Origin of the sequence: Clostridium sp. AM49-4BH (assembly GCF_003478335.1) — a bacterium.
Classification (GTDB): domain Bacteria; phylum Bacillota; class Clostridia; order Lachnospirales; family Lachnospiraceae; genus Butyribacter.
In genome coordinates, this window is the sequence record NZ_QUFB01000009.1 from 43,765 (window position 1) to 65,085 (window position 21,321).

General features: G+C 42.6%; 17 protein-coding genes and 1 riboswitch. Of the genes, 16 read left to right on the forward strand and 1 reads right to left on the reverse strand.

From position 1 onward, the window contains the following. Positions 1-72 precede the first annotated feature (72 nt). The 6 genes from DW981_RS04195 (at position 73) to DW981_RS04220 (ending at position 6,853) form a co-directional block, all read left to right on the forward strand. Positions 73-2,748, forward strand: coding sequence for a CDP-glycerol glycerophosphotransferase family protein (locus DW981_RS04195; protein WP_118506878.1), 2,676 nt, complete (start codon positions 73-75; stop codon positions 2,746-2,748). Between the two features lie 115 nt (positions 2,749-2,863). Then, a complete protein-coding gene (locus tag DW981_RS04200; protein WP_118506879.1) occupies positions 2,864-3,235 on the forward strand; it encodes a hypothetical protein in 372 nt (123 codons plus the stop codon). Further along, complete coding sequence (locus DW981_RS04205; protein WP_118506880.1) at positions 3,232-4,035, forward strand: hypothetical protein; 804 nt, start codon at positions 3,232-3,234, stop codon at positions 4,033-4,035. Before DW981_RS04200 ends, DW981_RS04205 begins: the two co-directional genes overlap by 4 nt. A gap of 1 nt (position 4,036) precedes the next feature. Then, positions 4,037-5,455 (forward strand): MBOAT family O-acyltransferase, encoded by a 1,419-nt coding sequence (locus tag DW981_RS04210; protein WP_118506881.1) that lies wholly within the window; start codon positions 4,037-4,039, stop codon positions 5,453-5,455. A 10-nt stretch (positions 5,456-5,465) separates the two neighbouring features. Beyond that, positions 5,466-5,873 (forward strand): GtrA family protein, encoded by a 408-nt coding sequence (locus tag DW981_RS04215; RefSeq protein ID WP_022024861.1) that lies wholly within the window; start codon positions 5,466-5,468, stop codon positions 5,871-5,873. A gap of 56 nt (positions 5,874-5,929) precedes the next feature. Then, positions 5,930-6,853: a glycosyltransferase family 2 protein gene (locus tag DW981_RS04220; protein ID WP_118506882.1), complete on the forward strand. Its 924-nt coding sequence runs from the start codon at positions 5,930-5,932 to the stop codon at positions 6,851-6,853. A 96-nt stretch (positions 6,854-6,949) separates the two neighbouring features. Here DW981_RS04220 and DW981_RS04225 read toward each other — a convergent pair whose 3' ends face one another. Next, positions 6,950-8,797 carry a DUF6056 family protein gene (locus DW981_RS04225; protein ID WP_118506883.1) on the reverse strand — a complete coding sequence of 616 codons (1,848 nt, stop codon included), beginning with the start codon at positions 8,795-8,797 and terminating at the stop codon, positions 6,950-6,952. Between the two features lie 280 nt (positions 8,798-9,077). Here DW981_RS04225 and DW981_RS04230 point away from each other — a divergent pair, with 280 nt between their 5' ends. The 10 genes from DW981_RS04230 (at position 9,078) to DW981_RS04275 (ending at position 21,309) form a co-directional block, all read left to right on the forward strand. Further along, positions 9,078-10,568, forward strand: a complete 1,491-nt coding sequence (locus DW981_RS04230) for a glycosyltransferase family 39 protein (protein WP_182434130.1) — start codon at positions 9,078-9,080, stop codon at positions 10,566-10,568. Between the two features lie 72 nt (positions 10,569-10,640). Continuing rightward, positions 10,641-11,804 (forward strand): polysaccharide pyruvyl transferase family protein, encoded by a 1,164-nt coding sequence (locus tag DW981_RS04235; protein ID WP_022024857.1) that lies wholly within the window; start codon positions 10,641-10,643, stop codon positions 11,802-11,804. Position 11,805: 1 nt separating this feature from the next. Continuing rightward, positions 11,806-12,675 carry a class I SAM-dependent methyltransferase gene (locus DW981_RS04240; RefSeq protein ID WP_118506885.1) on the forward strand — a complete coding sequence of 290 codons (870 nt, stop codon included), beginning with the start codon at positions 11,806-11,808 and terminating at the stop codon, positions 12,673-12,675. Further along, the gene (locus tag DW981_RS04245; RefSeq protein WP_118506886.1) at positions 12,675-13,553 is read left to right on the forward strand and encodes a DUF4430 domain-containing protein; all 879 of its coding nucleotides are present in this window, start codon (positions 12,675-12,677) and stop codon (positions 13,551-13,553) included. The genes DW981_RS04240 and DW981_RS04245 overlap by 1 nt, the downstream gene beginning before the upstream one ends. Before the next feature lie 33 nt (positions 13,554-13,586). Continuing rightward, positions 13,587-14,546 (forward strand): energy-coupling factor transporter transmembrane component T, encoded by a 960-nt coding sequence (locus DW981_RS04250; protein ID WP_118506887.1) that lies wholly within the window; start codon positions 13,587-13,589, stop codon positions 14,544-14,546. Further along, on the forward strand, positions 14,546-16,198 hold the full coding sequence (locus tag DW981_RS04255; protein WP_118506888.1) for an ATP-binding cassette domain-containing protein: 1,653 nt from the start codon (positions 14,546-14,548) through the stop codon (positions 16,196-16,198). Before DW981_RS04250 ends, DW981_RS04255 begins: the two co-directional genes overlap by 1 nt. Then, positions 16,198-17,001, forward strand: coding sequence for an ECF transporter S component (locus DW981_RS04260; protein WP_118506889.1), 804 nt, complete (start codon positions 16,198-16,200; stop codon positions 16,999-17,001). Before DW981_RS04255 ends, DW981_RS04260 begins: the two co-directional genes overlap by 1 nt. A gap of 86 nt (positions 17,002-17,087) precedes the next feature. Beyond that, a riboswitch (cobalamin riboswitch) is annotated at positions 17,088-17,269 on the forward strand. A 241-nt stretch (positions 17,270-17,510) separates the two neighbouring features. Further along, complete coding sequence (locus DW981_RS04265) at positions 17,511-18,764, forward strand: hypothetical protein (RefSeq protein WP_118506890.1); 1,254 nt, start codon at positions 17,511-17,513, stop codon at positions 18,762-18,764. Between the two features lie 87 nt (positions 18,765-18,851). Beyond that, the gene (locus DW981_RS04270) at positions 18,852-20,450 is read left to right on the forward strand and encodes a PQQ-binding-like beta-propeller repeat protein (protein WP_118506891.1); all 1,599 of its coding nucleotides are present in this window, start codon (positions 18,852-18,854) and stop codon (positions 20,448-20,450) included. Between the two features lie 100 nt (positions 20,451-20,550). Next, the gene (locus DW981_RS04275; protein WP_182434131.1) at positions 20,551-21,309 is read left to right on the forward strand and encodes a class I SAM-dependent methyltransferase; all 759 of its coding nucleotides are present in this window, start codon (positions 20,551-20,553) and stop codon (positions 21,307-21,309) included. Positions 21,310-21,321 lie beyond the last annotated feature (12 nt).

Here is a 21,321-nt window from a genome sequence, read left to right on the forward strand (position 1 = left end):
GTTAATATTAGGACAAGCAGGAAGGAGTATGCGCACTGCGGAAGTAGTGACAGAAAGTGAAAAGAAGAGGATATGGGAAACAGTCGATTTAAATTTTCGGTAATTATACCGGTATATAATGTGGAGAATTATTTGGAGGAGACGATTCAATCTGTTATACATCAGACGATTGGATTCAAGAAAAATATTCAGATTATTTTGGTCAATGATGGAAGTCCGGACGATAGTGGCAAAATATGTGAGAAATATCAGAGGGAATATCCGGATAACATTGTATATGTTGAACAGAAAAATGCAGGTGTCAGTGCCGCTAGAAATAACGGATTAAAATATGCAGAAGGCGAAATTATCAATTTTTTGGATTCTGATGACAAATGGGGAAAAACTGCTTTTAAGCGTGCGTATCGCTTTTTTCAAAAATACGGAAATGAGATTGATATTGTTGCCGGCCGTATCAAATATTTTGAAATGAAAAATAATTACCATGTATTGGATTATAAATTTGATAACGACAAACTTGTGGATATTCAGAAAGATCATGAATATATACAGCTAAGTATGGCGACAACATTTGTTCGCGCTGAGGCATTAAAAGGACGACAATTTGATTCTCGAATCCGTTATGGAGAGGACTGTCTTTTGATCAATACCATATTATTTGACAAGTGTAAATATGGCGTTATTCGAGATTGCGTATATTATTACCGTATGCGTAATACCGGAACATCCGCAATGCAAAACACAATTTCCCAGAAGACATGGTATTTTGACACAGAAAAACTTGTGTTTCAACATCTTCTTGAAATGTCCAAAGAAAAATTTGGCAGGCCGATCAAATATGTACAGTATCTCGTTATGTATGATATGAAATGGCGGCTGCGTACTGTTGTGCCGTCAGGTGTGTTGACAGAAGAGGAGAAGAAACAGTATTTGGAGCTTCTTCACGTTATTTTGCAAGATATTGACGATGATATGATCGCTACTCAGAAAAATTGTCTAAGTCTGCATTACCTGCTAGCTTATCAATTAAAATATCAAAAGGATTGCCGGGATGAAATAACGTTTGATGGCGGTTTGGTTTGTTTTCATGGACAGCGGTTAACGCACATGGCAAGACGACGTTTTTTGACATTAGATTTTGTAGATATTAAGGATAATGTGCTGGAAATTACCGGTCAGGCAGATTTTTGGATATATGAGGATGATTATAAAATTTTGTTTGAGGATCAAAATGGAACAGAGTATTATCCGACATATTATCCACTACCATTTCGAACAAGACATAGTTTGTTAGGTGATTATGGTGACGTTAGAGGATATCACGTATCCATACCGTTAGCCGGAGTCAGAAGGCTTCGTGCTGTGTTTGAATACAAAAACGGTGAAAGATGTTATATGATGATCGGTTATGGTAAGTTTTGCCAATTAACGCATGCAATGGATTCTTCGTATGGTTTATACGATCATCATATCCTTCGCGCCAAGGGAAAGACCATATATGTTCAGAAAAAAACAAGAAAACGCTATCGTAAATGTGAGCGGAGATATTGTTTGGAACTGGTAAAAAAAGGATATTTTAAAGAATGCTTTTATCGTTATGCGACAAGAGTATTTCGTAAAATCCACAGCAACAAAAAGATTTGGTTGTTGTCAGATCGAATCAATTTGGCACGAGACAACGGGGAAGCACTGTTTCAATACCTGAACCGGATTGACACCGGAAATGTTGATGTTTATTTTGATATTTCCAAGAAATGCAGTGATTATGAACGCATGAAACAGATAGGAAAGGTAGTGCCACATGGTTCATTTCGATATTGCATGTATTTTTTGTCAGCGGATAAGATCATATCTGCACATATTGATGAGTATGTGATCAATGCCTTTGGTGTGAAGAGAGATTACTTGAAAAACCTCTTCCGATTTGATTTTGTATTCTTACAGCATGGACTGACGAAGGATGATCTGTCCGGGTGGGTGAACCGTTTTAATAAGAACATCAGCCTATTTGTGACGGCAGCGAAACCAGAGTATCAATCCATTGTGGATGGCAATTATTTTTATACAGACAAGGAAGTTAAGTTGACCGGTTTTCCAAGGTTTGACAATCTTGTGGCTAATAAAACAAAGAAGCAGATCATCATATTGCCAACCTGGAGAAAGCAGCTTGCGAACTCTATTGATCAAAAAACAGGGCAGCGCATTTACAACGATACATTTAAGAACTCTGCCTTCTTTAAGTTTTATGATCGATTGATTCAAGACGAACGTTTGCTTGACTGTATGCGAGAGCATGGATACACCGGTAAATTCTGTCTGCATGTAAATCATATGGAGCAGATTGGCGATTATCATGGCAATGATGTGATTCAGATTCATGAAGGTGCATTGAACTATCAAAAAGAATTTGTGGAGAATGCATTAATGGTTACAGACTATTCAAGTGTGGCATTTGATTTTGCTTATATGAAGAAAAGTCTGGTGTATGCGCAGTTTGACCGCGAAGCCTTCTTTGAGGGACAAACATACGATGAAGGCTATTTCAATTATGAAACGGATGGTTTTGGTCCGGTATGCTATGATTATGAGACGACTGTGCAGTCGATCATTGATGCGATCAAACGTGATTGTGAAATGTCGGAAGAGTATAAGAAGAGAGTAGACAACTTCTATTACAAGACAGACACAGATAACTGCAAACGAGTATATGAGGCAATTTTAGCGATTGATCAGAATAAAGAAGCGTAAAAAGGGCATCTTATACTATTTGATAAAATAGAGATATGACGCATAAAGTGCGCAGCAGCAACAGTTTGATCAATATAGAAGAAAGCGAGAAAGCGAGGAAAAGAGGATCGCACGAATGAAGTGGATAAAAATACTATTTATTGGATGTTTTGTGGCGTTTATCGGGTTCACAGGGCTTAAGACGATAGCAGGCAAAGAGGCGAAAAGTCTGACAGAGGGCAGGAGTTTGACTCAATTTCCGGATCTGGATTATTCGGAAATGACGAAAGATTCGTATCTTTCAAAGGTTGAGAATGCGTTTTCAGATCAGCTCAGCAGTCGCGAGAATAAAATCCGCCAATATTATGATCTGACAGTAAATAAGCTTCATATGAAGTATGCCGGTTCAGTTTCTATTGGAAAAGACAATCAATTATTTGAACAACCGCAGGTGATCAATGACTATGCGGCATTTGACCGCGAAGTAAAGAACTCGCTAAGGTTGTGAATAGAGAAGCTGCCAAGATTACAAAAAATGGCGCAAAGTTTCTTTTTATCAATTATCCACGTAAAGATGTAGGTGCTAAACAGTATCTGCCAAGTTATTATCCGGATTCTACGAAAGATTATCAACGATATATTCGTATACTTCGGCAAGAATTGTCGGACGATGTGATATTCATCGATGCAAATGAGCTGTTTCAAAAATATGATGGAGATGGATTACTGTATTACAAGACAGATCATCATGTAAATGCAAATGGTTCGCAGCTTGTTTATGATGAAGTCATGAAATATGTGAAACAGCAGTTCCCGGCAACCCAGACAAAGTCATTGTCAGACTATCGAATCAAGCAAAAGGTAGTTGCCGGATCCTTTAACCGTAAGATTGGATATGTAGTGTCAGCCGGTAAAGAAGAGATTACTCTTCGACCAAAATGGAAACTAAAATATAAACGGCTAAACAGTAAGGCGCCGCTTTTTGGCAAAGGAGACACTTATGCCAGTGCGTTTATGGGTGGTGATTATGCGTATACTGATATTACGACACCTCAGAAGGATGCAGCTAAGATCATGATCAGCGGAAGTTCCTATACGAATGCATTGGAAGCGATGATCATTCCAAGCTGCAGAGAGATGATATCGTACGATTATCGCTATAATACGAAGTCCGGTACTTTGGCACAAGAAGCAGCAAAGCAATCTCCGGATTATGTGATCTATATACCAAATCAATCAGATGCTCATTTTTCCTATGAGACATTTCGTCAACATTTGGGATTAAGCAATAAGGCAGGAAAGGAATAGTATGGTTTTTAGTAGTGCTGTGTTCGTTTTTGGATTTATGCCGCTGTTGTTATTTTTATATTTTTTGGCGGAACCCAAATACCGTAATTATATATTATTGATATTTAGTCTGATCTTTTATGGCTGGGGCGGAGTTAATTATTTGCTGCTTATGTTAGCAGTGGTTATGTCGGATTATGTATTTGCAATTGCGATCGCGCAGATCAAGACACAGAAAATACGTAAGCTGTTTGTCGTGTTTTCAGTGGTCGTAAATCTGGGGGTGCTCGGTTATTACAAATACACGAATTTCTTTATTGAAAACATCAATCATTTCATCAAAAATGATATTAAAATTGCGACGATCGTATTGCCGATCGGTATATCGTTCTTTACGTTTCAGGCGATGAGTTATGTCATTGATGTATATCGTGGTGATGTAGCAGCACAGAAAAATCCGTTTTACGTTATGTTGTATGTATCGCTGTTTCCGCAGCTTGTAGCAGGTCCGATCGTCCGCTACAAAACCGTAGAAAATGAAATTGCACATCGACAGATACATATAGAGGATGTTGCAGACGGACTGGAACGGTTTATACTTGGTTTTGCAAAGAAGATCATTATTGCGAATAATGTAGGGGCATTGGCAGATAAAATTTTTGAAATGAATAGTATTGATATGCCGCTTGCCTGGCTTGGAGCAATTGCCTATACGCTGCAGATTTACTTTGATTTTTCGGCGTATTCGGATATGGCGATCGGTCTGGGACGTGTCTTTGGGTTTCATTTTGAGGAAAACTTTAACTTCCCGTATATCGCAAAATCGGTTGGTGACTTTTGGCGGCGCTGGCATATTTCATTAACTACATGGTTCCGTGACTATGTATATATTCCGCTCGGTGGTAACCGCAAGGGGATGCCTCGGATGTATGTGAACATGTTCATTATATGGACACTTACCGGCATATGGCATGGCGCAGAGTGGAACTTTATTTTGTGGGGAATGTATTATTTTGTGTTTCAGGCGATTGAAAAGTTATTCCTTGGAAAATGGCTTGCGAAGATACCGCGTGTATTCCAGCATATATATACCATGTTTGTTGTGACACTTGGCTGGGTATTGTTCCGTTGCGATTCTGGATTATCTCAGTGTGTGACTTGGTTTAAGGCATTGTTCTCAGGTAATGTTACGAGCGAGGGAATGTCATTGCTGCATATGTATGCAGTACAGTATGGTGTTTATCTTGTACTTGGTGTGATTCTTTCCATGCCGATATATCGTGTTCTGAAGGCAGCAGTCTACAAGCGGATACAAAAGAACCGCATCTGCAAATGGGCATGTGCTGCAGCGGGATATGCAGTACTGTTAGCGCTGTTTTATGTTAGTGTATTGTATTTGGTCAATTCCACGTACAATCCGTTTATTTACTTTAGATTCTAGGAGGTCTGAGATGAAACTGATCGACAAGACAACGATAAAATTTATTTTGGTTGGAATAGTGAATACACTTGTTGGTACCGGCGTTATGTTTTTGATGTATAATTTACTGCATGCAAGTTATTGGATTTCATCAGCATCGAATTACATCATTGGTAGTATTGTAAGCTACGTTTTGAACAAGTATTTTACATTTCAGAATAATGAGAAATCATTTGCGATGGTCATTAAGTTTGTTATCAATATTTCCATCTGTTATCTGGCAGCATATGGTGTTGCCAAGCCACTGGTGCGCATGGTATTAAGCGGCGCATCTAAAAGCATACAGGAAAATCTGGCAATGCTTGTTGGTATGGGATTGTTTGTTGTATTGAACTATTTTGGTCAGCGTTTTATCGTATTTAAGAAGGATGAGGCTTAATAGAGGTTTTGAAACTGTCATAAGTTTGCAGATTAAGAAAGGGCTAGAGGTATAGGATGAGTTTATTATCAATTATAATACCGGCATACAATGAAGGTGCATTGATCCAAAATACGGCTTCGGTTGTCGCAGACATCATGGAAAAACACAGTATAGATTATGAAATCGTATTTGTGAATGACGGATCAAAAGATGCGACATGGGATGAAATTCAAAAGGCACACCGGAATAATGAGAAAGTATGCGGAGTATGTTTCTCAAGGAACTTTGGAAAAGAAGGCGCAGTATTTGCCGGTTTGGAATATGCGAAAGGAGACTGCTGTGTCGTTATGGACTGTGATCTGCAGCATCCACCGGAGACGATCATAGAGATGTATCATCTGTGGGAGCGTGGATATGAGGTCATTGAGGGTGTCAAAGCAGATCGTGGTAAGGAAAGCTTTATACATAAAATATTTGTCAAAATGTTTTATGGCATGATGAGTGAGTCCACAGGAATTGATATGTCCAGAGCCTCTGATTTCAAATTGCTTGATCGCAAGGCGGTAGATGCCTTTATTGCACTGCCGGAGAGACATGTTTTTTTCAGAGCATTGTCATCCTGGGTGGGATTTAAGACAACGAGTGTAGAATTTAATGTACAGGAGCGTGCTCAGGGAGAGTCAAAGTGGTCCTTTGCATCCTTGTTTCGTTATGCCATCAATAATGTCACATCGTTTTCAACGGCACCAATGCAGATTGTTATGGGATGTGGAATTGTTGTGTTTATATTCTCTCTTATTTTTTCAATATATTCTATCGTGAAATGGTTTATGGGATACTCTTTGGAGGGATTCACAACGGTTATTATTTTGCTGTTATTTATTGGAAGTGTATTGATGTTTGGTCTTGGAATTATAGGATATTATATAGCTAAAATATATGAAGAGGTTAAGCATAGACCACGTTATATTGTTACAGAAACAACTGAGGATCATTAAGAATGATCCTCAGCGAATAGAATGGCGATCACGTCTGCTTAGCGGATAGAATGGCGATCACGTCTGCTTAGCGGATAGAATGGCGATCACGTCTGCTTAGCGGATAAAATTGCGATCGCGCCATAATGTAAAGGTTACACTGTCGACAAGACAGTGTTTCTTTTTGTTATAAACAATAACGTGCATTCCGCCGGCAGGAGAAGTCAGCTCCTGATTGTTCATTTTAATGCTGCAGTCAGCATCGATAGTATTGTACTTTCCCTGACTGAGCAATGAGAACTGTTTATCATCAATCGTGCAGTTATAAGAGAGCTTTTCCGTTCCGGTATTTGAGTATAGCGCTTTGCCATCATCAATTACGGCAAGGAATGACTGACGAAATGTCGGTGTTTTTGATATGCCGCATTTTTTGAGTATTTTTTTATCTGTGCGATTAAGAAACTGTGAACCATCATCGTGTACAGACAAAAATGCAGTGTATCCTTTTTTACGGATTGCCCGCAGGTATTCGGTAAAGTCAGAGCATTTCGTGAAACGTCTTTCTGTATTTTTATAGATAAGATCAAAGCGTTCCTGCTTCACTGCTTTGACCGAATCTAATTTATAATGTTCCGCAAAAACCCGATTAGTCCAAAAAGTCGGGAATTCTGACAGATCGCATAACATATATTGTGCAGAGTACTTGGTTGCCGGTTCTGGAGTGATGTATGGAACAACAACCTGTTTCGCACCTTTGGCAACCTGAGTTTCTACATAATTGACGCGGTCAGTGGCTGATTTATAACTGGTTACGACATCATAGGCACCGTTTACACCTTGATAGAATGTAAATAGCAGCAATACTGTCATACCGGCACTGCGGGCAAAATGCAGCTCTTTGCGGTCGTAAGCCGTGCCTGCAAGTCCGATGGAGCATGCAATTACCAACAATATTGTCACACCGAATGTAACACGGTCAGTTTGACGTCCCGGAGAAAGGATCAGTGCATATTCACAGGCAAATGCAGCTAATCCGAAGAGAATCTCAGAGTAAATAAGCTCTTTTGCTTTCTTTTGATAAATATGCAGTATGATAAAGAAAGCAAGTAACAAGATGAGAACGATCTGTTTTGTAAATAAAAACTTTGTTGCGTTAGCAAATCGCTCCGCAATGATCAATAAAGGGTTTCGGTCATCGACAACACTCATCGCATATTGCGGGTCATTCATTCGAACGGAATGACCGGGCGAAAAGATTAATAATGCATAACCAATCAGCGTACCGATCAGACCTTCAAACATCCATGCTTTTAATTTGGTCTTGGTAAAAAGAGCATAGACAATCCATCCAAGCATGATCATGATCAATGCACCGGAAGTGTTTTCACTGCTCCAACCGGCAACAACGGCTAATAGTATAAGCGGGATCTGTTGATACCAATGTTGACATGTGTTTTGACCATGAATAAAATACAGGCTGTACGGTAATAGCAAAGTGATGATCCAGACAGCCCCCCACATATAGTTGCATGTACCGACAAGCCATAGACATGTCTGTCCGATCACATCAACAAAAAGCCAAATGCTGCAGGGAATAAATAAGTAAGTCAGTGCGGAAATGTTTTTGGAAACTCGTGTATGTTTTGTTCCGTTAGCATGCAGATAAATGCAGTACGTAAGCCACAAAAACATTCCTGTATTTATAACGTCAAATAGTATTTTGTTTTGAGAGAGAAATACGCGTGCCAAAAAATGAGCGACAGAGCGTCCGTTCATATTCATGTATTGCATATATTCCTTGTGAAGCATATCAAGCAGAGATTTGCCACCCATATAAGTATAGTCATCAGCAACGTACGGGGTGAAAAGGTTAAAGCCCAAAAATACGAGCCCTGTTATAATAAACAGTATAATAAATGAATGATCCAGCAGGAAAATCGACAGTTGCTGCCACTTTTTTTTCATAATCGTTATCTCCTTAGCAATATTAATTATGCGTTATGCGCAGAAAGCGTGCGCAAATATATGATTAAATATGAATACACACTTCGATAATGGTAGCAGAATGCAAATATTATGTCAAATATAGATAGAGATTACGTCGGCGTTCATTCAAATATCATAATAGGCGTATCGTTGAAAAAAAGGGATGAATATGTTAACATGATACGCAGATTATATGAGGACACGATCATTATAAAAATGCAGAGAACTTAATAAGTGTTATAAAAGAATGGAGAACGCGATGCATCATGTAGAGAAACTATGTAATATTTTATATGTGTTATTATTTGGAATCCTGTTAATTGTAGTAATGGGGTCTATGTTTACGTGGTCTTTTCGCATGGTATGGATCCTTCCAATATTTGTAGCATTGTTTATTATATATATTACGAAAAAGAAGAGAATATTGAAAGAAGAATGGTGTTCGGTGCTTTGGTATATTGTATATGGGGCGTGTTTGGTGTTTTTGATCGCGTTTTCCTTTTTGTGTGAAGTGGCACCATCTTGGGATTGGGGGCAGGTGCTGAAATCGGCATCAGAGTATGTGTTGAAAGGGACGTTAGATGCAAAAGAATATTATGCACGTTATACCAATAATCAACTTTGCCTGATCTGTATGGTGACGTTATTTCAATGGATTCGTATTGTTCTGCCGGATGCCAACTTTGTTGATTTTCAGGAAATATCCATTGTGATCAGTTGTATATTTGTATGGCTATCGATCGGGATGATCTATCTGATAGCTAAGAAAGTGTGGGGAAAACGCAGAGCGTGCATCGCAGGAATGCTGGCGGCCGGCTGTCTGCCGTTATATATGTACGCACAGTTTTTATATACAGATACGCCGGGGATGTTGTTACTGACGATACAGTTATATCTGGGAATCTGTATTTATAAAAGTCATCGTTTTTATCGGAAACTATGGCTAGGCATCTTACTTGGTATTGTGGCAGGGGTTACCTATCATATCAAAGTTATTCCGTTTATTGTTTTTTTAGCCATAGTGATCGCATTATTTTTACAGAAAGAGCGCTGGTATCAGAAATGTATACTGCTATTAATGATGAGCCTGACGTTGGGTGGCGTGATTCAATGCATTGGAGTGTATTCAGATCAATATGCAGAGGACTGTTTTGGAATTACAGATGCAATAAAAGATGAGTGGGAGTACCCATTGACGCACTGGATCATGATGGGATTAAACGAAAAAAGCGATGGTGGCTATATGCAGGAAGATGTTGCATATACGGCGACCTTTGAGACAAAAAAAGAACGCACGGAGGAAAATGTCCGCGTTATACTTGCAAGACTTCGCTGTTTTGGTGCAGCTGATTACATACATTTTATCTTTTTCGATAAAATGCCTCGCACCTGGGGGGACAGTTGTTTTGCAGGGGATGACTATTTGTTCCGTATGCCGTATTTGCCGGAGTGTCCTTTGGTACAGCTTATGAAATGGAATGGAACGTCACACTCGTATTGCCTGATCTATACATGGACCTATTATGTGATCTTGTTTTTTGGTATTGTATTGTCAGGGTTATTGGCATTGGGACACCGGGGCAGGCAGGATGCGATGATGATCGGCAGGATCGCGATGATCGGTATTGCCTTGTTTCAGATATTGTGGGAATGTAACAGCCGCTATGTGATCACATTTTTGCCGATGATGATATTAATGGCATTTGATGGCTATTTTACTTGTAAACAACGCCTCACACAGGCAGATTGACTTGACAGGTGAAATATGATACCCTCAAATTGGGCGTTTGCCCTAAGAAGTTAATGGAGGACTACTACTATTATGAAGATAGGAATTATTTCGATCAATGCGCATACAAAAGTATTAAATTTTGCGTCACCGCTGCATTCTTATGCATTTCAGCAGTTTTTGAAAATGCATGGATATGACAGTGTGATCATTGATTATAAACCAAACTATTATGGACAATATAATCCGAGACACCCACTGTTTTACCAGTTGTCTCATCCGATGAAAAATAAAAAGAAACAGCGTGCAGCATTGAAAAAATGGCTTAAGCTGTTTATTCCGCGTCAGATCCGTTTTGATAAATTTCAGCGTTTTATCGACAAGTATTATATTACAACGGACGAGTGCTACAACGAGAATACACTCGATACAAACGATCTGGGACTGGACTGTTATATCTGTGCGACAGATGTTATTTGGAAATGTAATAAGAAAGCCGGATTTGACAGAGGATTTTTCTTAGCCTGCGATTCGATGAAAGGCAAATACAAGATTGCATATGCGGCTAGCCGTGGTCCGGTAGTAGAGCTGGAAGAGGACAAGCGTAAAACCTTTATTGAGTACATTTCACAGTTTCAAAATATATCGATCCGCGAGAAAAGTTTTGGGGAGTATATTAAGCGGATTTCCGGTATCGAGACAACGCATGTGTTAGATCCGGTATTGCTTCATGACAAGAGCTTTTATGAGCCGATCATTCAGCGGCCGAAGAGAAAGAAAGGCTATGTACTGCTCTATGTTGTCATGGAAAGTGCGATCCCATTGATCGAGCTTGCGGTCGATTTTGCCAAAGAGCATGATCTGGAAGTGATCGAACTTAGCGAGAATCTGGCAGATGCCAAAATTCCGGCAGGAACACGGCATAAAGTAGTTTATGATATTGGTATCGAGGAGTGGCTTGGTTATATGGATGAAGCAGAGTATATTTTCACCAATTCTTTCCATGCAACCTGTTTCTCCATCTTATTCCACAAGCAGTTTTTTGTCGGAAAGCGTAACGGCGACAAAATTTTGTCTGTCATGGAAATGTTTGGACTTTCGGATCGTCGTATTGAAGACTGTTTTGATGGACATAAGTGCATTGCCGACAATATTGATTTTGCGCCGGTGGAAGAGCTGCGCAAAGGCTATGTAGAGAGTTCTACGAAGTTTATTTTGGATGCACTGAAGCAGGCAGAACAGAGTCTGGAGGGATAATATGTGGATTGCAGACCGTTGGAAAGATTATGAAGTTATTGATACTTCAAATGGAGAGAAGCTGGAGCGCTGGGGTGATTATATTTTAGTGCGTCCGGATCCACAGGTTATTTGGAATACGCCACATAAAGAGCCGCGTTGGAAGCAAAAGAATGGACATTATCATCGCAGCAATCGTGGCGGCGGTGAATGGGAGTTCTTTGATCTCCCGAAGACATGGAAGATCCATTATGGAGAACTTGCGTTTCATTTGCAGCCATTTCAGTTTAAGCACACGGGGCTTTTTCCGGAGCAGGCAGTGAACTGGGATTGGTTTGGTGACAAGATCCGTCAGGCCAACAGACCGATCAAGGTATTAAATTTATTTGCTTATACAGGTGGAGCAACGCTTGCAGCAGCGGCAGCAGGAGCTTCTGTGACACATGTGGATGCGTCCAAAGGAATGGTCGCTTGGGCTAAGGACAACGCAGCACTGTCCGGTTTATCGGACAAGCCGATCCGCTGGCTGGTAGATGACTGCGTGAAATTTGTGGAGCGTGAGATCCGCCGTGGCAATCATTACGATGGAATTATTATGGATCCGCCTTCTTATGGAAGAGGGCCTAAGGGCGAGATATGGAAGATCGAAGAAAAGATTTTTCCATTTGTGAAATTGTGTACAAAAGTGTTAAGTAAGGATCCGTTGTTTTTCCTGATCAATTCCTATACGACCGGATTACAGCCGGCGGTATTGTCTTATATGATGAATACTGCGCTGGTACCAAAGTTTGGTGGTCATGTGGATGCACAGGAGATCGGATTGCCGGTAAGCAGCAATGGGCTGGTATTGCCGTGTGGTGCTTCCGGACGTTGGGAGAGGAGTAAGTCCTAATGAAGGGCGATAAGCGCAGAATCAAGAAAATAGTCACGGGCCTTGTGATCTTGGTACTGCTTGGGATCACGTTATCCGGTGTGCGGATCCGTTCGGTTGGTCAGTACAAACAAGAGCAGAAGCAGTTAGCAAATGATCTGTTTGCTACGCCGGATAAGACGCAGACAGACAACGGCACTGTATCAGAGACGGAGCCACCGGACGAGGTCGGTGCATCTGAGGCACCGGGAAGAACGTCAACGTCAGAACCGGGGAAACAGACGACAAAGCCTAAAACGGTGAAGGAATCGCCGCAACGTACGCCGGGGACGGATAACACCGCTTCGCCACAGCCTTCTGCGAAACAAAAACCGTCTGTAAAGAGGACGACAAAGCCGTTGAAGGCACGGAAAGCGACCGGGAAGCCGTCGACCAAAACGAAGCGGTCATCGTCGGTACCGAAAGCAACGAAGAAGCCATCCGCTGCGCAGAAAGCGACAGCAAAACCTGCAGCACTTACCTGTACGATAACGATCCGCTGTGACAGTTTACGGAAGCATTGGGATTCGTTATCGGATAAAGTAAAGGCCAAGATGCCGGAGAACGGTCTGTTTCTTAAGAAGACAACGGTAAATATCACGGCATCCGATACGGTATATTCGATCTTACAGAAGGTGTGCAAGGCGAAAAATATTGCGCTTGATGCAGAGTATAGTACGATGTTTTCGACAGAGTATATTCGGGGCATCGGATATTTATATGAAAAGGAAGCCGGCGATATGAGTGGCTGGCTGTACCGGGTAAATGGCAAGCTGCCTAATTATGGGGCTTCCAATTATTCAGTCAAAGCTGGAGATCATATCGAATGGCTGTATACTTGTACCGGAAAGGTCGAGTAGGAAATAGGAAAGAGAATGTAGTAAGGAGGAAGAATGCAAAGGTCAGCGTTTGAATCATTTCATCCGTGGGTGATATTTGGATATTTGGCAGCAGTACTTGCTGTGACAATGTCTACAATGCATCCTGTAATGATCGTGACGTCCTTTGTGATCTCCTTAGTATATTCTCTTTTTTTGTGCGGGCGCGTCGTGTGGAAGAGAAGTGTAATGACCGGACTGGGTGTGGCAGTGTTTACTATGGGAATCCTGCCGCTATTTCGACATAACGGTGCAACGCCATTGTTTTACATCAACGACATGGCAGTGACTCGGGAAAACATTTTGTTTGGCGGAATGATGACATTGCTGTTGCTGGCGGTACTACAATGGTTTTATGTATGGAATGAACTCTTTGGGGCAGAGAAGATCATGTATCTGATCGGGCGTTTTTTCCCAGCTGTTTCACTGGTGATCACGATGACACTTCGATATCTGCCGTTATTGGAGCGCAGAATGGATCAGATTCGTGCCGGGGAACGCGGGATGGGATCCGGGAGCAGTGTGCTTCGGCGGCTCTCGGTGCTTTTGTCGTGGTCGTTAGAGGATTCGATAGAGACATCGACAGCGATGGAAACGAGAGGCTATGGGATCGGCAGGAGATCTTCGTTTCATTTGTTTCACTTTCGGAAGCGGGATGCAGTCATGCTCGTGGTTTTTACAGGTCTTACGGCTGTTATTATCGGCCAGTTTCTTCGTCAGAAAGCATCCTGCCAGTATTATCCGGTGATCCGATATGCACCGCTTGGTCAGATGTATTTGCTGCCGGCTGGTTTTGGATTGCTGGCAATGCTGCCACTTGTATATGATGTGTGGCAGTGGATGGTTCGTTCTTTGGAGGAGCGAAAGCAGGGGAATACGGATGCTCACATAGCGATGGCGCAGTATTTAGAGCAGACCTATGGTGTTCCTTATCATGAACGAAAAGCAAGGGAAACGAGAGAAGGTGAGATGTGATGGCAGTTATGGAGTTTGCAAATGTGTCGTTTCGATATCCGACAAGTAAAGAACAGGTACTTAAGGAGGTATCTTTTCAGGTGCAAAAGGGCGAATTTATTGTTCTTTGCGGGGCATCCGGCAGCGGTAAGACGACCTTGTTAAAACATATGATCAAAAGCCAAATACCGATAGGGATTGGGAGCGGATCGATGTATTTTGCGGGGGCTGATATTGAAACGATGGATGACCGGGTCGCGGCATCGCAGATCGCCTATGTCGGCCAGGATCCGGAACACAATATGGTGACAGATTATATATGGCAGGAACTTGCTTTCGGATTGGAGAGTCTGGGGATGAGTGTTCCACAGATGCGGAGACGGACTGCGGAGATGGCGGAATATTTCGGGTTAGAATCGCTATTTCGGAAGCGTACGGCAGCCTTGTCAGGTGGACAGAAGCAGTTGGTGCAGTTAGCGGCAGCAATGGTCGTACAGCCGAAGCTGTTAGTGTTAGATGAGCCGACCTCACAGCTTGATCCCATGGAAGCAGGACGTTTTTTGGATACATTAGCCAAGCTGCACGAAGAATTTGGGGTGACCATATTTTTATCGGAACAGCGGTTAGACGGTGTTTTGCCGATAGCGGACCGCATTTTCGTGATGGAGGACGGTACAGTGACAGATACCACACCACGTAGAGTAGGGCATTTTCTGAAAGAACGTCATGATCCGGTTTATGCGGCGTTGCCAACAGCGGCTAAAACAGCACTATGTTGTGGGGAGTCTGGGGACTTGCCGCTTACTGTGCGGGAGGGAAAAGTATGGCTGCGAGACTATTTGAAAGCGCATTCCGAAGTAAGCTTGGAGACAACTGTAGAAAGAATAACAAAAATGGCATCGGAAATATCTGTTTCGGAGTATTTCGGTAACGCGGACATCGAGAAGCCGGATATACAACGGGAAGACAGAACGACGATCCTTCATGCAAGTCAGGTGTCGTATGGATATGAAAAGGGAAAGCCGGTTCTCCGTGACTTTGACTGGAAGCTGCCAAGGGGCAGTATCTATTGCATTATGGGCAGCAACGGCTCCGGCAAGAGCACAGCACTCAAAGTGATGGCCGGCATATATAAGCCACAGCGGGGCAGGGTGATCACAAAGGCGAAATGTACGTATCTGCCGCAAAATCCAAAAGCAGTCTTTTCGGAGACAACGGTAGAAGAGGAACTGACAGAGTTTTTGTACCGCAGAGGTAGCAGAGAAGCAGAAGTTATCGAGACTGTAGAGAAAATGTTACGTTTTGTGGAACTTTGTGAGGTGCGGCAGAGACATCCTTATGACTTGAGTGGTGGTCAAATGCAGAGGCTTGCGGTTGCGAAGGCACTGCTTACCAAACCGGAGATCTTATTACTGGATGAGCCGACGAAGGGATTGGATGCTGCCTTAAAGGAGAAATTGGGGCAGTATATTCAAAAAATTGTGGCAACCGGAGTGACAGTCGTGATCGTGTCGCATGATGTAGAATTTTGTGCAGATTATGCTACAGACTGTGCTTTATTATTTGATGGGAACTTGATCGGAGCGGATGCTGCCAACAGTTTTTTTGCGGACAATTATTTTTATACGCCTGCCGTACAACGGTTGTTTGCCAACGAAAAGGAGGATGCGTGATGCGAAAGGCACGGGATGTTTCGTATCGGAGAAAATTTGACCTCAAGCAGGTGGAAAAAGCGCAGAATAAGCGGCAATGGATTTTGCTCGGTGTAGTGCTCAGCTTGCTGGCGTGTCTGGCTGTTGCAGGGACTACTGCTGTAGTAACAAAGCATTATATGCTGCTTAGTGCTGTCGTCTTGGTCGGCGGTCTGCTGCCAATGTTTTTTGTCTTTGAATACAGAAGACCGCAGGCAAGAGAGATCGTGACGCTTGCCATTATGACGGCACTCTGCGTCGGTGTCAACGAGCTGTGCAGTCATACGATCCCACTCCATGCCGGAACGGCATTTGTCATTTTGACGGGAACGTGTTTAGGCCCGGAGGCTGGCTTTATGGTTGGTGCTTTAAGCAGACTGCTGTGCAACTTTTTTGACGGACAGGGACCTTGGACCCCGTGGCAGATGTTGACGTGGGGATTGCTCGGGATCTGTTTTGGCGTTATTTATTCGCGGGGAAAACGCTTTCATAACTCGGTGCGCTTTGTGATAGGATTGGCAGTTATGGCATTTATCACAGTGTTTGTTGTGTATGGTGGCATTATGAATTTTGCAGCGTGGTTAATGGATCATGCAATGAGTCCGCAAAACAGTGCACTCACGAAGGAAGAATTGCTAATGGTCTATGCAGCGGGCGTTCCGTATGATCTTACCCACGCCGGAACAACGGCTCTTTGCATTTTGCTGTTTGGTCATACCGTGATCGAAAAACTGCAGCGCATACAGATAAAATACGGGATATACAAAAGAACACCATGGCGTTGACAAACTATAGAATGGGGTGTTATCCTAGGAAAGATCGGTGGTGCGCAGATGCAGTCGCACTGCATGGATCAATGAAAAGATAAGATAATATTAGTAACTACTCGGGTTTTTGCGAAAAATTAATAGGGAAGGCGGTGTGAGTCCGCCACAGCCCCCGCTGCCGTATTAGGGGATGGCTGCAACAATATACCACTGGCATGATGCTGGGAAGGGGTTGCAGACAGGAGATCCTTAAGTCGGAAGACCTGCCCGGTAGGGTGAGATATGACCTTTCGGAGGGAGAGGGAGTGTTTTGACGAAATAATTTGCAAGTTGCGATTTTGTCATCACAATTCCTGCGTTTTTTGCACAGGAGCAGTGTAATCCATAGGGAGATCTGTTCCTTTGAAAATGAGTTCGCAGGAATTTTCTTTGTTATCCTATCGCAAACAATCTGTCAAAATGAGACTGAGGTATGCCTTGGATCTGACAGAAATTTAGTACGCGATATGCGAGAAAGAAGGGGACAAATGAAACAGAAGAAATTAATCGCCCTTTTATTGTCGACAGCATTATTGCTTTCCGGCGTTAATGTACAGACAAGTAAGGCGGCAGACGAGCAGAAACAGCAGACAGTAGCAGTTACACTTCATATGGAGAGAGATGCAGATACTGTATTGGCTCCGGTAACTGTAACAATGACAGAAGACGATAAGAATAATGATTTTGGTATTGGTCTGGCAACAGGTCAGGCTGCAACGTATTCTCCACTTCGTGCTTTTGCAAAATATTTGGCAACGAAGAAAAAGGTTACCAATGATCAGATGAGCAAATATATCATTGCCAGCCCATCCAGCTACGGCGGACTGTGGGTAAGTGGTCTTTCTCTGAATGGTGATGGAATTGGTGCAGCAAGCACAGCAGGAACAGACAGTGAAGTATCTTGGATGTATTCCGTCAATAAGACAGCAGGTGCGGTATCTATGGATCAGTACAACTGCAAGGCTGGAGATAAGGTTGACATTTATGCAAGTTATTATCATATGACAGATCCGGTTACTTATGCAGGCATTCAGAGTGCATATACGGCATTTTCTTCAGATCAGTATACAACATCTTTTGATAAAGATTCAAAGGGATCGGTCACATTGACTTTGACCGAATATGGTGCAACATACGATGCAAATTATAATCCGATCCCATATACCAAGCCGGTAGCAAATGCTGAAGTGTATGTTGCTAAAGCTCCACTTATCACGAAAACAACAAGCAGTAATACAGAAGTGACAGGTGCAACAAAACAGAATGCAGTGAAGACTCTTAAGACAGATGCGAATGGTAAAGTGACAGTTACATTTAACAATAAGGAATTCGGTGAGTATTATGTATCTGCGGCAAAATGGACAGAGGATGGTAAGCATAACCTGTTAGTACGTCCATTTACTACGATTGCCGTACATCAGATAACAGGCGGCCCTGCCGTTGTTAAGGTGACGAAACCGGCTCAGGTGAAGTCTTTGAAAGCAAAGGTTGTTAAGGGCAAAAAGGCTAAGAAGAGCGTAAAATTAACTTGGAAAAAGGCATCCCGTGCAAAGGGCTATCAGGTATACGTTTCCAAGAAAAATAAGAAGCACTTCAAGAAGAGCGCTACCGTTAAGAAGACCAAGAAGACCTTGAAGTTAAAGAAAGGTACCTATTATGTAAAGGTACGTGCTTACAACAAGACTGGTAAAAAGGTTAAGACCGGTAAATTTAGCAAGATTGTTAAAGTAAAAGTAAAATAAAAATAACAATTGTAGGAGGAGTGTCTGTGCTGTTTTGCAATACCGCACAGGTATTTTCCTTGGTACAAGAAAGTAAATGAGGTTATCATGAGACGAACGATTTGTAAGATAATGGGCGCCGTAATGATAATGTCTCTTATATGGAGCGCACCGTCCGTGACTGCATCGGATCGTTCTGAGTCACAGAACATCACGTCGGTGCGTACTCCGATCAATGACAAAAAGGGCGGGACCGTTTGGACCCGTTCTTTTTCTGTTGATGGGACATTAACATATAATTCTACGCCGGTCATTACGGATGATGCTATTTATTTGGTGAGTGGAAACACATTATATGAACTTGATCTTGACGGAAATATAAAACGTCAGATGGCACTTGCGGCAACAATGAACTCGGTGTGCTATATGAGCAGACAGGAAAATACTTTGTGGATCCCACTGTCTGGTGGAACGATGCAGTGTGTAGATATAAACACAATGCAGTCCTTGTGGGTCAGCGAAGCCTTTGGCGGACAGTCGCTTTCGTATGTTACTGTATATAACGGATATGTGTATGCCGGCACAGCGGAAGTATCCATAAACAGCACACAGGGAACCTTTTATTGTCTGGATGCACGTACCGGCAAATTGCAGTGGAAATACCGCAATGAGGAACAGCCGGGCGGCTATTACTGGGGTGGATCGGTTGTTATGGATGACAAGCTGTACTTTGCCGGGGACAATGGGATCCTGGTGGAACACGATCTTGTGGAAGACACTGTTTATCGGGAAATATCCATTACACAAAAAGGAAGGATACGAAGTGATCTTCAATATGTGGCAGCAGAGCATGCAATCTATGCGACATCCAATGCCGGGGAGATCTGCCGGTTCGATGGCAGTGAAGTGACAACATATACTATGTTTCCGCGGGCAAAAGCAGTCAATTGCACCAGTACGATGTCGATCGTCGATGACACGGCATATGTGGGCGCAATGGCTGATGGCATGGGATATTTGTGCGTATGGGATATGCAGACACATAGCATGCGCTATACCGTGAAGACCGGAAAAGCCTGCGAAGTAAAGGCAACACCTCTTGTCAGTACAGCATATGAGGATGGAAATTATGTATATTATACCTGTAATAATCCACCGGGTGGTGTGTACTTTATCAAAGACACCAAACAGGGGACGCCTGCGGTGCAGAAGACACTGTATGAACCGGCTGCAGCCAGACAGTATTGCATGTCGAGCATTGTGGCAGGGTCAAATGGTGTATTGTATTACAGCAATGATACCGGGACGCTTTTTGCGGTATCGGAGGTAGAACACAGCTCAGATATTGTACCATCGGCAAGTCCGGCCGTGACCAAAAGTCCGGCTGGCATGTCGAAACCATCAGCTTCGGTAAAACCGATGGCATCAAAAACAAAACGGCCGAAAACACCGACAAAAGTGCGTCTCATCAAGAAAAAAAATGGCTGTAAAATAAGCTGGAAAAAGGGAAAACTTGCCACAAGAACTATCGTGTATGTAAAGGCAGGCAAGGGAAAATGGAAAAAATGTGCGAGCACGACTGGAAAATCGTATCGTTATCGGAGCAAAACCAAGAAAAAAGTACAGTTTCGCTTGCGCAGTGCAAGGAAAAACGGTAAGAGATGGATTTACTCCGGATATACCAAAAAGTACCAATATCGCAGATGACACTGCGGGCGCGAATAGCTTGCCTGTAGATGGACTTTGTGGTACTCTATAAAAGAATGGCTGAATCTGTCAATTTTGATAAAAACGGGGGGGTTGTTCCATGGAACAGGATGTGACAATGTATCAGGGATTTGCGGATACGTATGACCGATTAATGGATGAAATTCCATATGATGCGTGGCATGCCTATATTTTGGAACTGCTTCGGGAAAATCAGATAGAGGATGGTATCGTAGTCGATCTGGCATGTGGCACCGGAGCCATGACAAGCCGGCTGGCGGCAGATGGTTATGACGTGATCGGCATTGATCTTTCCGCAGAAATGTTAGAAGCGGCCAGAGATAAATGTCCGGACAGTGTACTGCTGTTGCAGCAGGATATGTGCGAGTTAGACTTGTATGGCACAGCAAGAGCATTTGTGTGTGTCTGTGACGGTATGAATTATTTGACGGAGTTAGAAATGCTGCGTCAGACGTTTGAGAAAGTGTTTCTGTTTTTGGATCAGGATGGCGTGTTTCTCTTTGACATGAAGACGGCATATTTTTATGAGCATTGTCTGGGAGATCAGACGATCACGGATAATCGTGAGGATGTATCGCTGATCTGGGAAAATGCCTATGACAAAGAAACCGGGCTCAATGAATATTTGCTGACGATCTTTGCAATGGTGGATGAGGAGCGGCAATTATTTGAGCGTACGGAGGAGTATCATGTACAGCGGGCATATCCGTTGCAAGACATAATGGAACTATTGCAGCAATGCGGCTTTCAGGCAGACGTATACGAGGCGTGTACGAAGAAAGCACCGTCAGCAGAGACCGAGAGAGTATATTTTGTCGCGCATAAAAGGCCGGCATAAGGCAGGGCAGAA

Bases quoted from the DNA above. Each gene is read 5' to 3' on its own strand.
- DW981_RS04250 (WP_118506887.1), top strand. From the start codon at position 13,587: ATGCAAAGGTCAGCGTTTGAATCATTTCATCCGTGGGTGATATTTGGA.
- DW981_RS04270 (WP_118506891.1), top strand. From the start codon at position 18,852: ATGAGACGAACGATTTGTAAGATAATGGGCGCCGTAATGATAATGTCT.
- DW981_RS04245 (WP_118506886.1), top strand. From the start codon at position 12,675: ATGAAGGGCGATAAGCGCAGAATCAAGAAAATAGTCACGGGCCTTGTG.
- DW981_RS04210 (WP_118506881.1), top strand. From the start codon at position 4,037: ATGGTTTTTAGTAGTGCTGTGTTCGTTTTTGGATTTATGCCGCTGTTG.
- DW981_RS04260 (WP_118506889.1), top strand. From the start codon at position 16,198: ATGCGAAAGGCACGGGATGTTTCGTATCGGAGAAAATTTGACCTCAAG.
- DW981_RS04265 (WP_118506890.1), top strand. From the start codon at position 17,511: ATGAAACAGAAGAAATTAATCGCCCTTTTATTGTCGACAGCATTATTG.
- DW981_RS04225 (WP_118506883.1), bottom strand. From the start codon at position 8,797: ATGAAAAAAAAGTGGCAGCAACTGTCGATTTTCCTGCTGGATCATTCA.
- DW981_RS04255 (WP_118506888.1), top strand. From the start codon at position 14,546: ATGGCAGTTATGGAGTTTGCAAATGTGTCGTTTCGATATCCGACAAGT.
- DW981_RS04240 (WP_118506885.1), top strand. From the start codon at position 11,806: ATGTGGATTGCAGACCGTTGGAAAGATTATGAAGTTATTGATACTTCA.
- DW981_RS04230 (WP_182434130.1), top strand. From the start codon at position 9,078: ATGCATCATGTAGAGAAACTATGTAATATTTTATATGTGTTATTATTT.
- DW981_RS04235 (WP_022024857.1), top strand. From the start codon at position 10,641: ATGAAGATAGGAATTATTTCGATCAATGCGCATACAAAAGTATTAAAT.
- DW981_RS04215 (WP_022024861.1), top strand. From the start codon at position 5,466: ATGAAACTGATCGACAAGACAACGATAAAATTTATTTTGGTTGGAATA.
- DW981_RS04275 (WP_182434131.1), top strand. From the start codon at position 20,551: ATGGAACAGGATGTGACAATGTATCAGGGATTTGCGGATACGTATGAC.
- DW981_RS04200 (WP_118506879.1), top strand. From the start codon at position 2,864: ATGAAGTGGATAAAAATACTATTTATTGGATGTTTTGTGGCGTTTATC.
- DW981_RS04195 (WP_118506878.1), top strand. From the start codon at position 73: ATGGGAAACAGTCGATTTAAATTTTCGGTAATTATACCGGTATATAAT.
- DW981_RS04220 (WP_118506882.1), top strand. From the start codon at position 5,930: ATGAGTTTATTATCAATTATAATACCGGCATACAATGAAGGTGCATTG.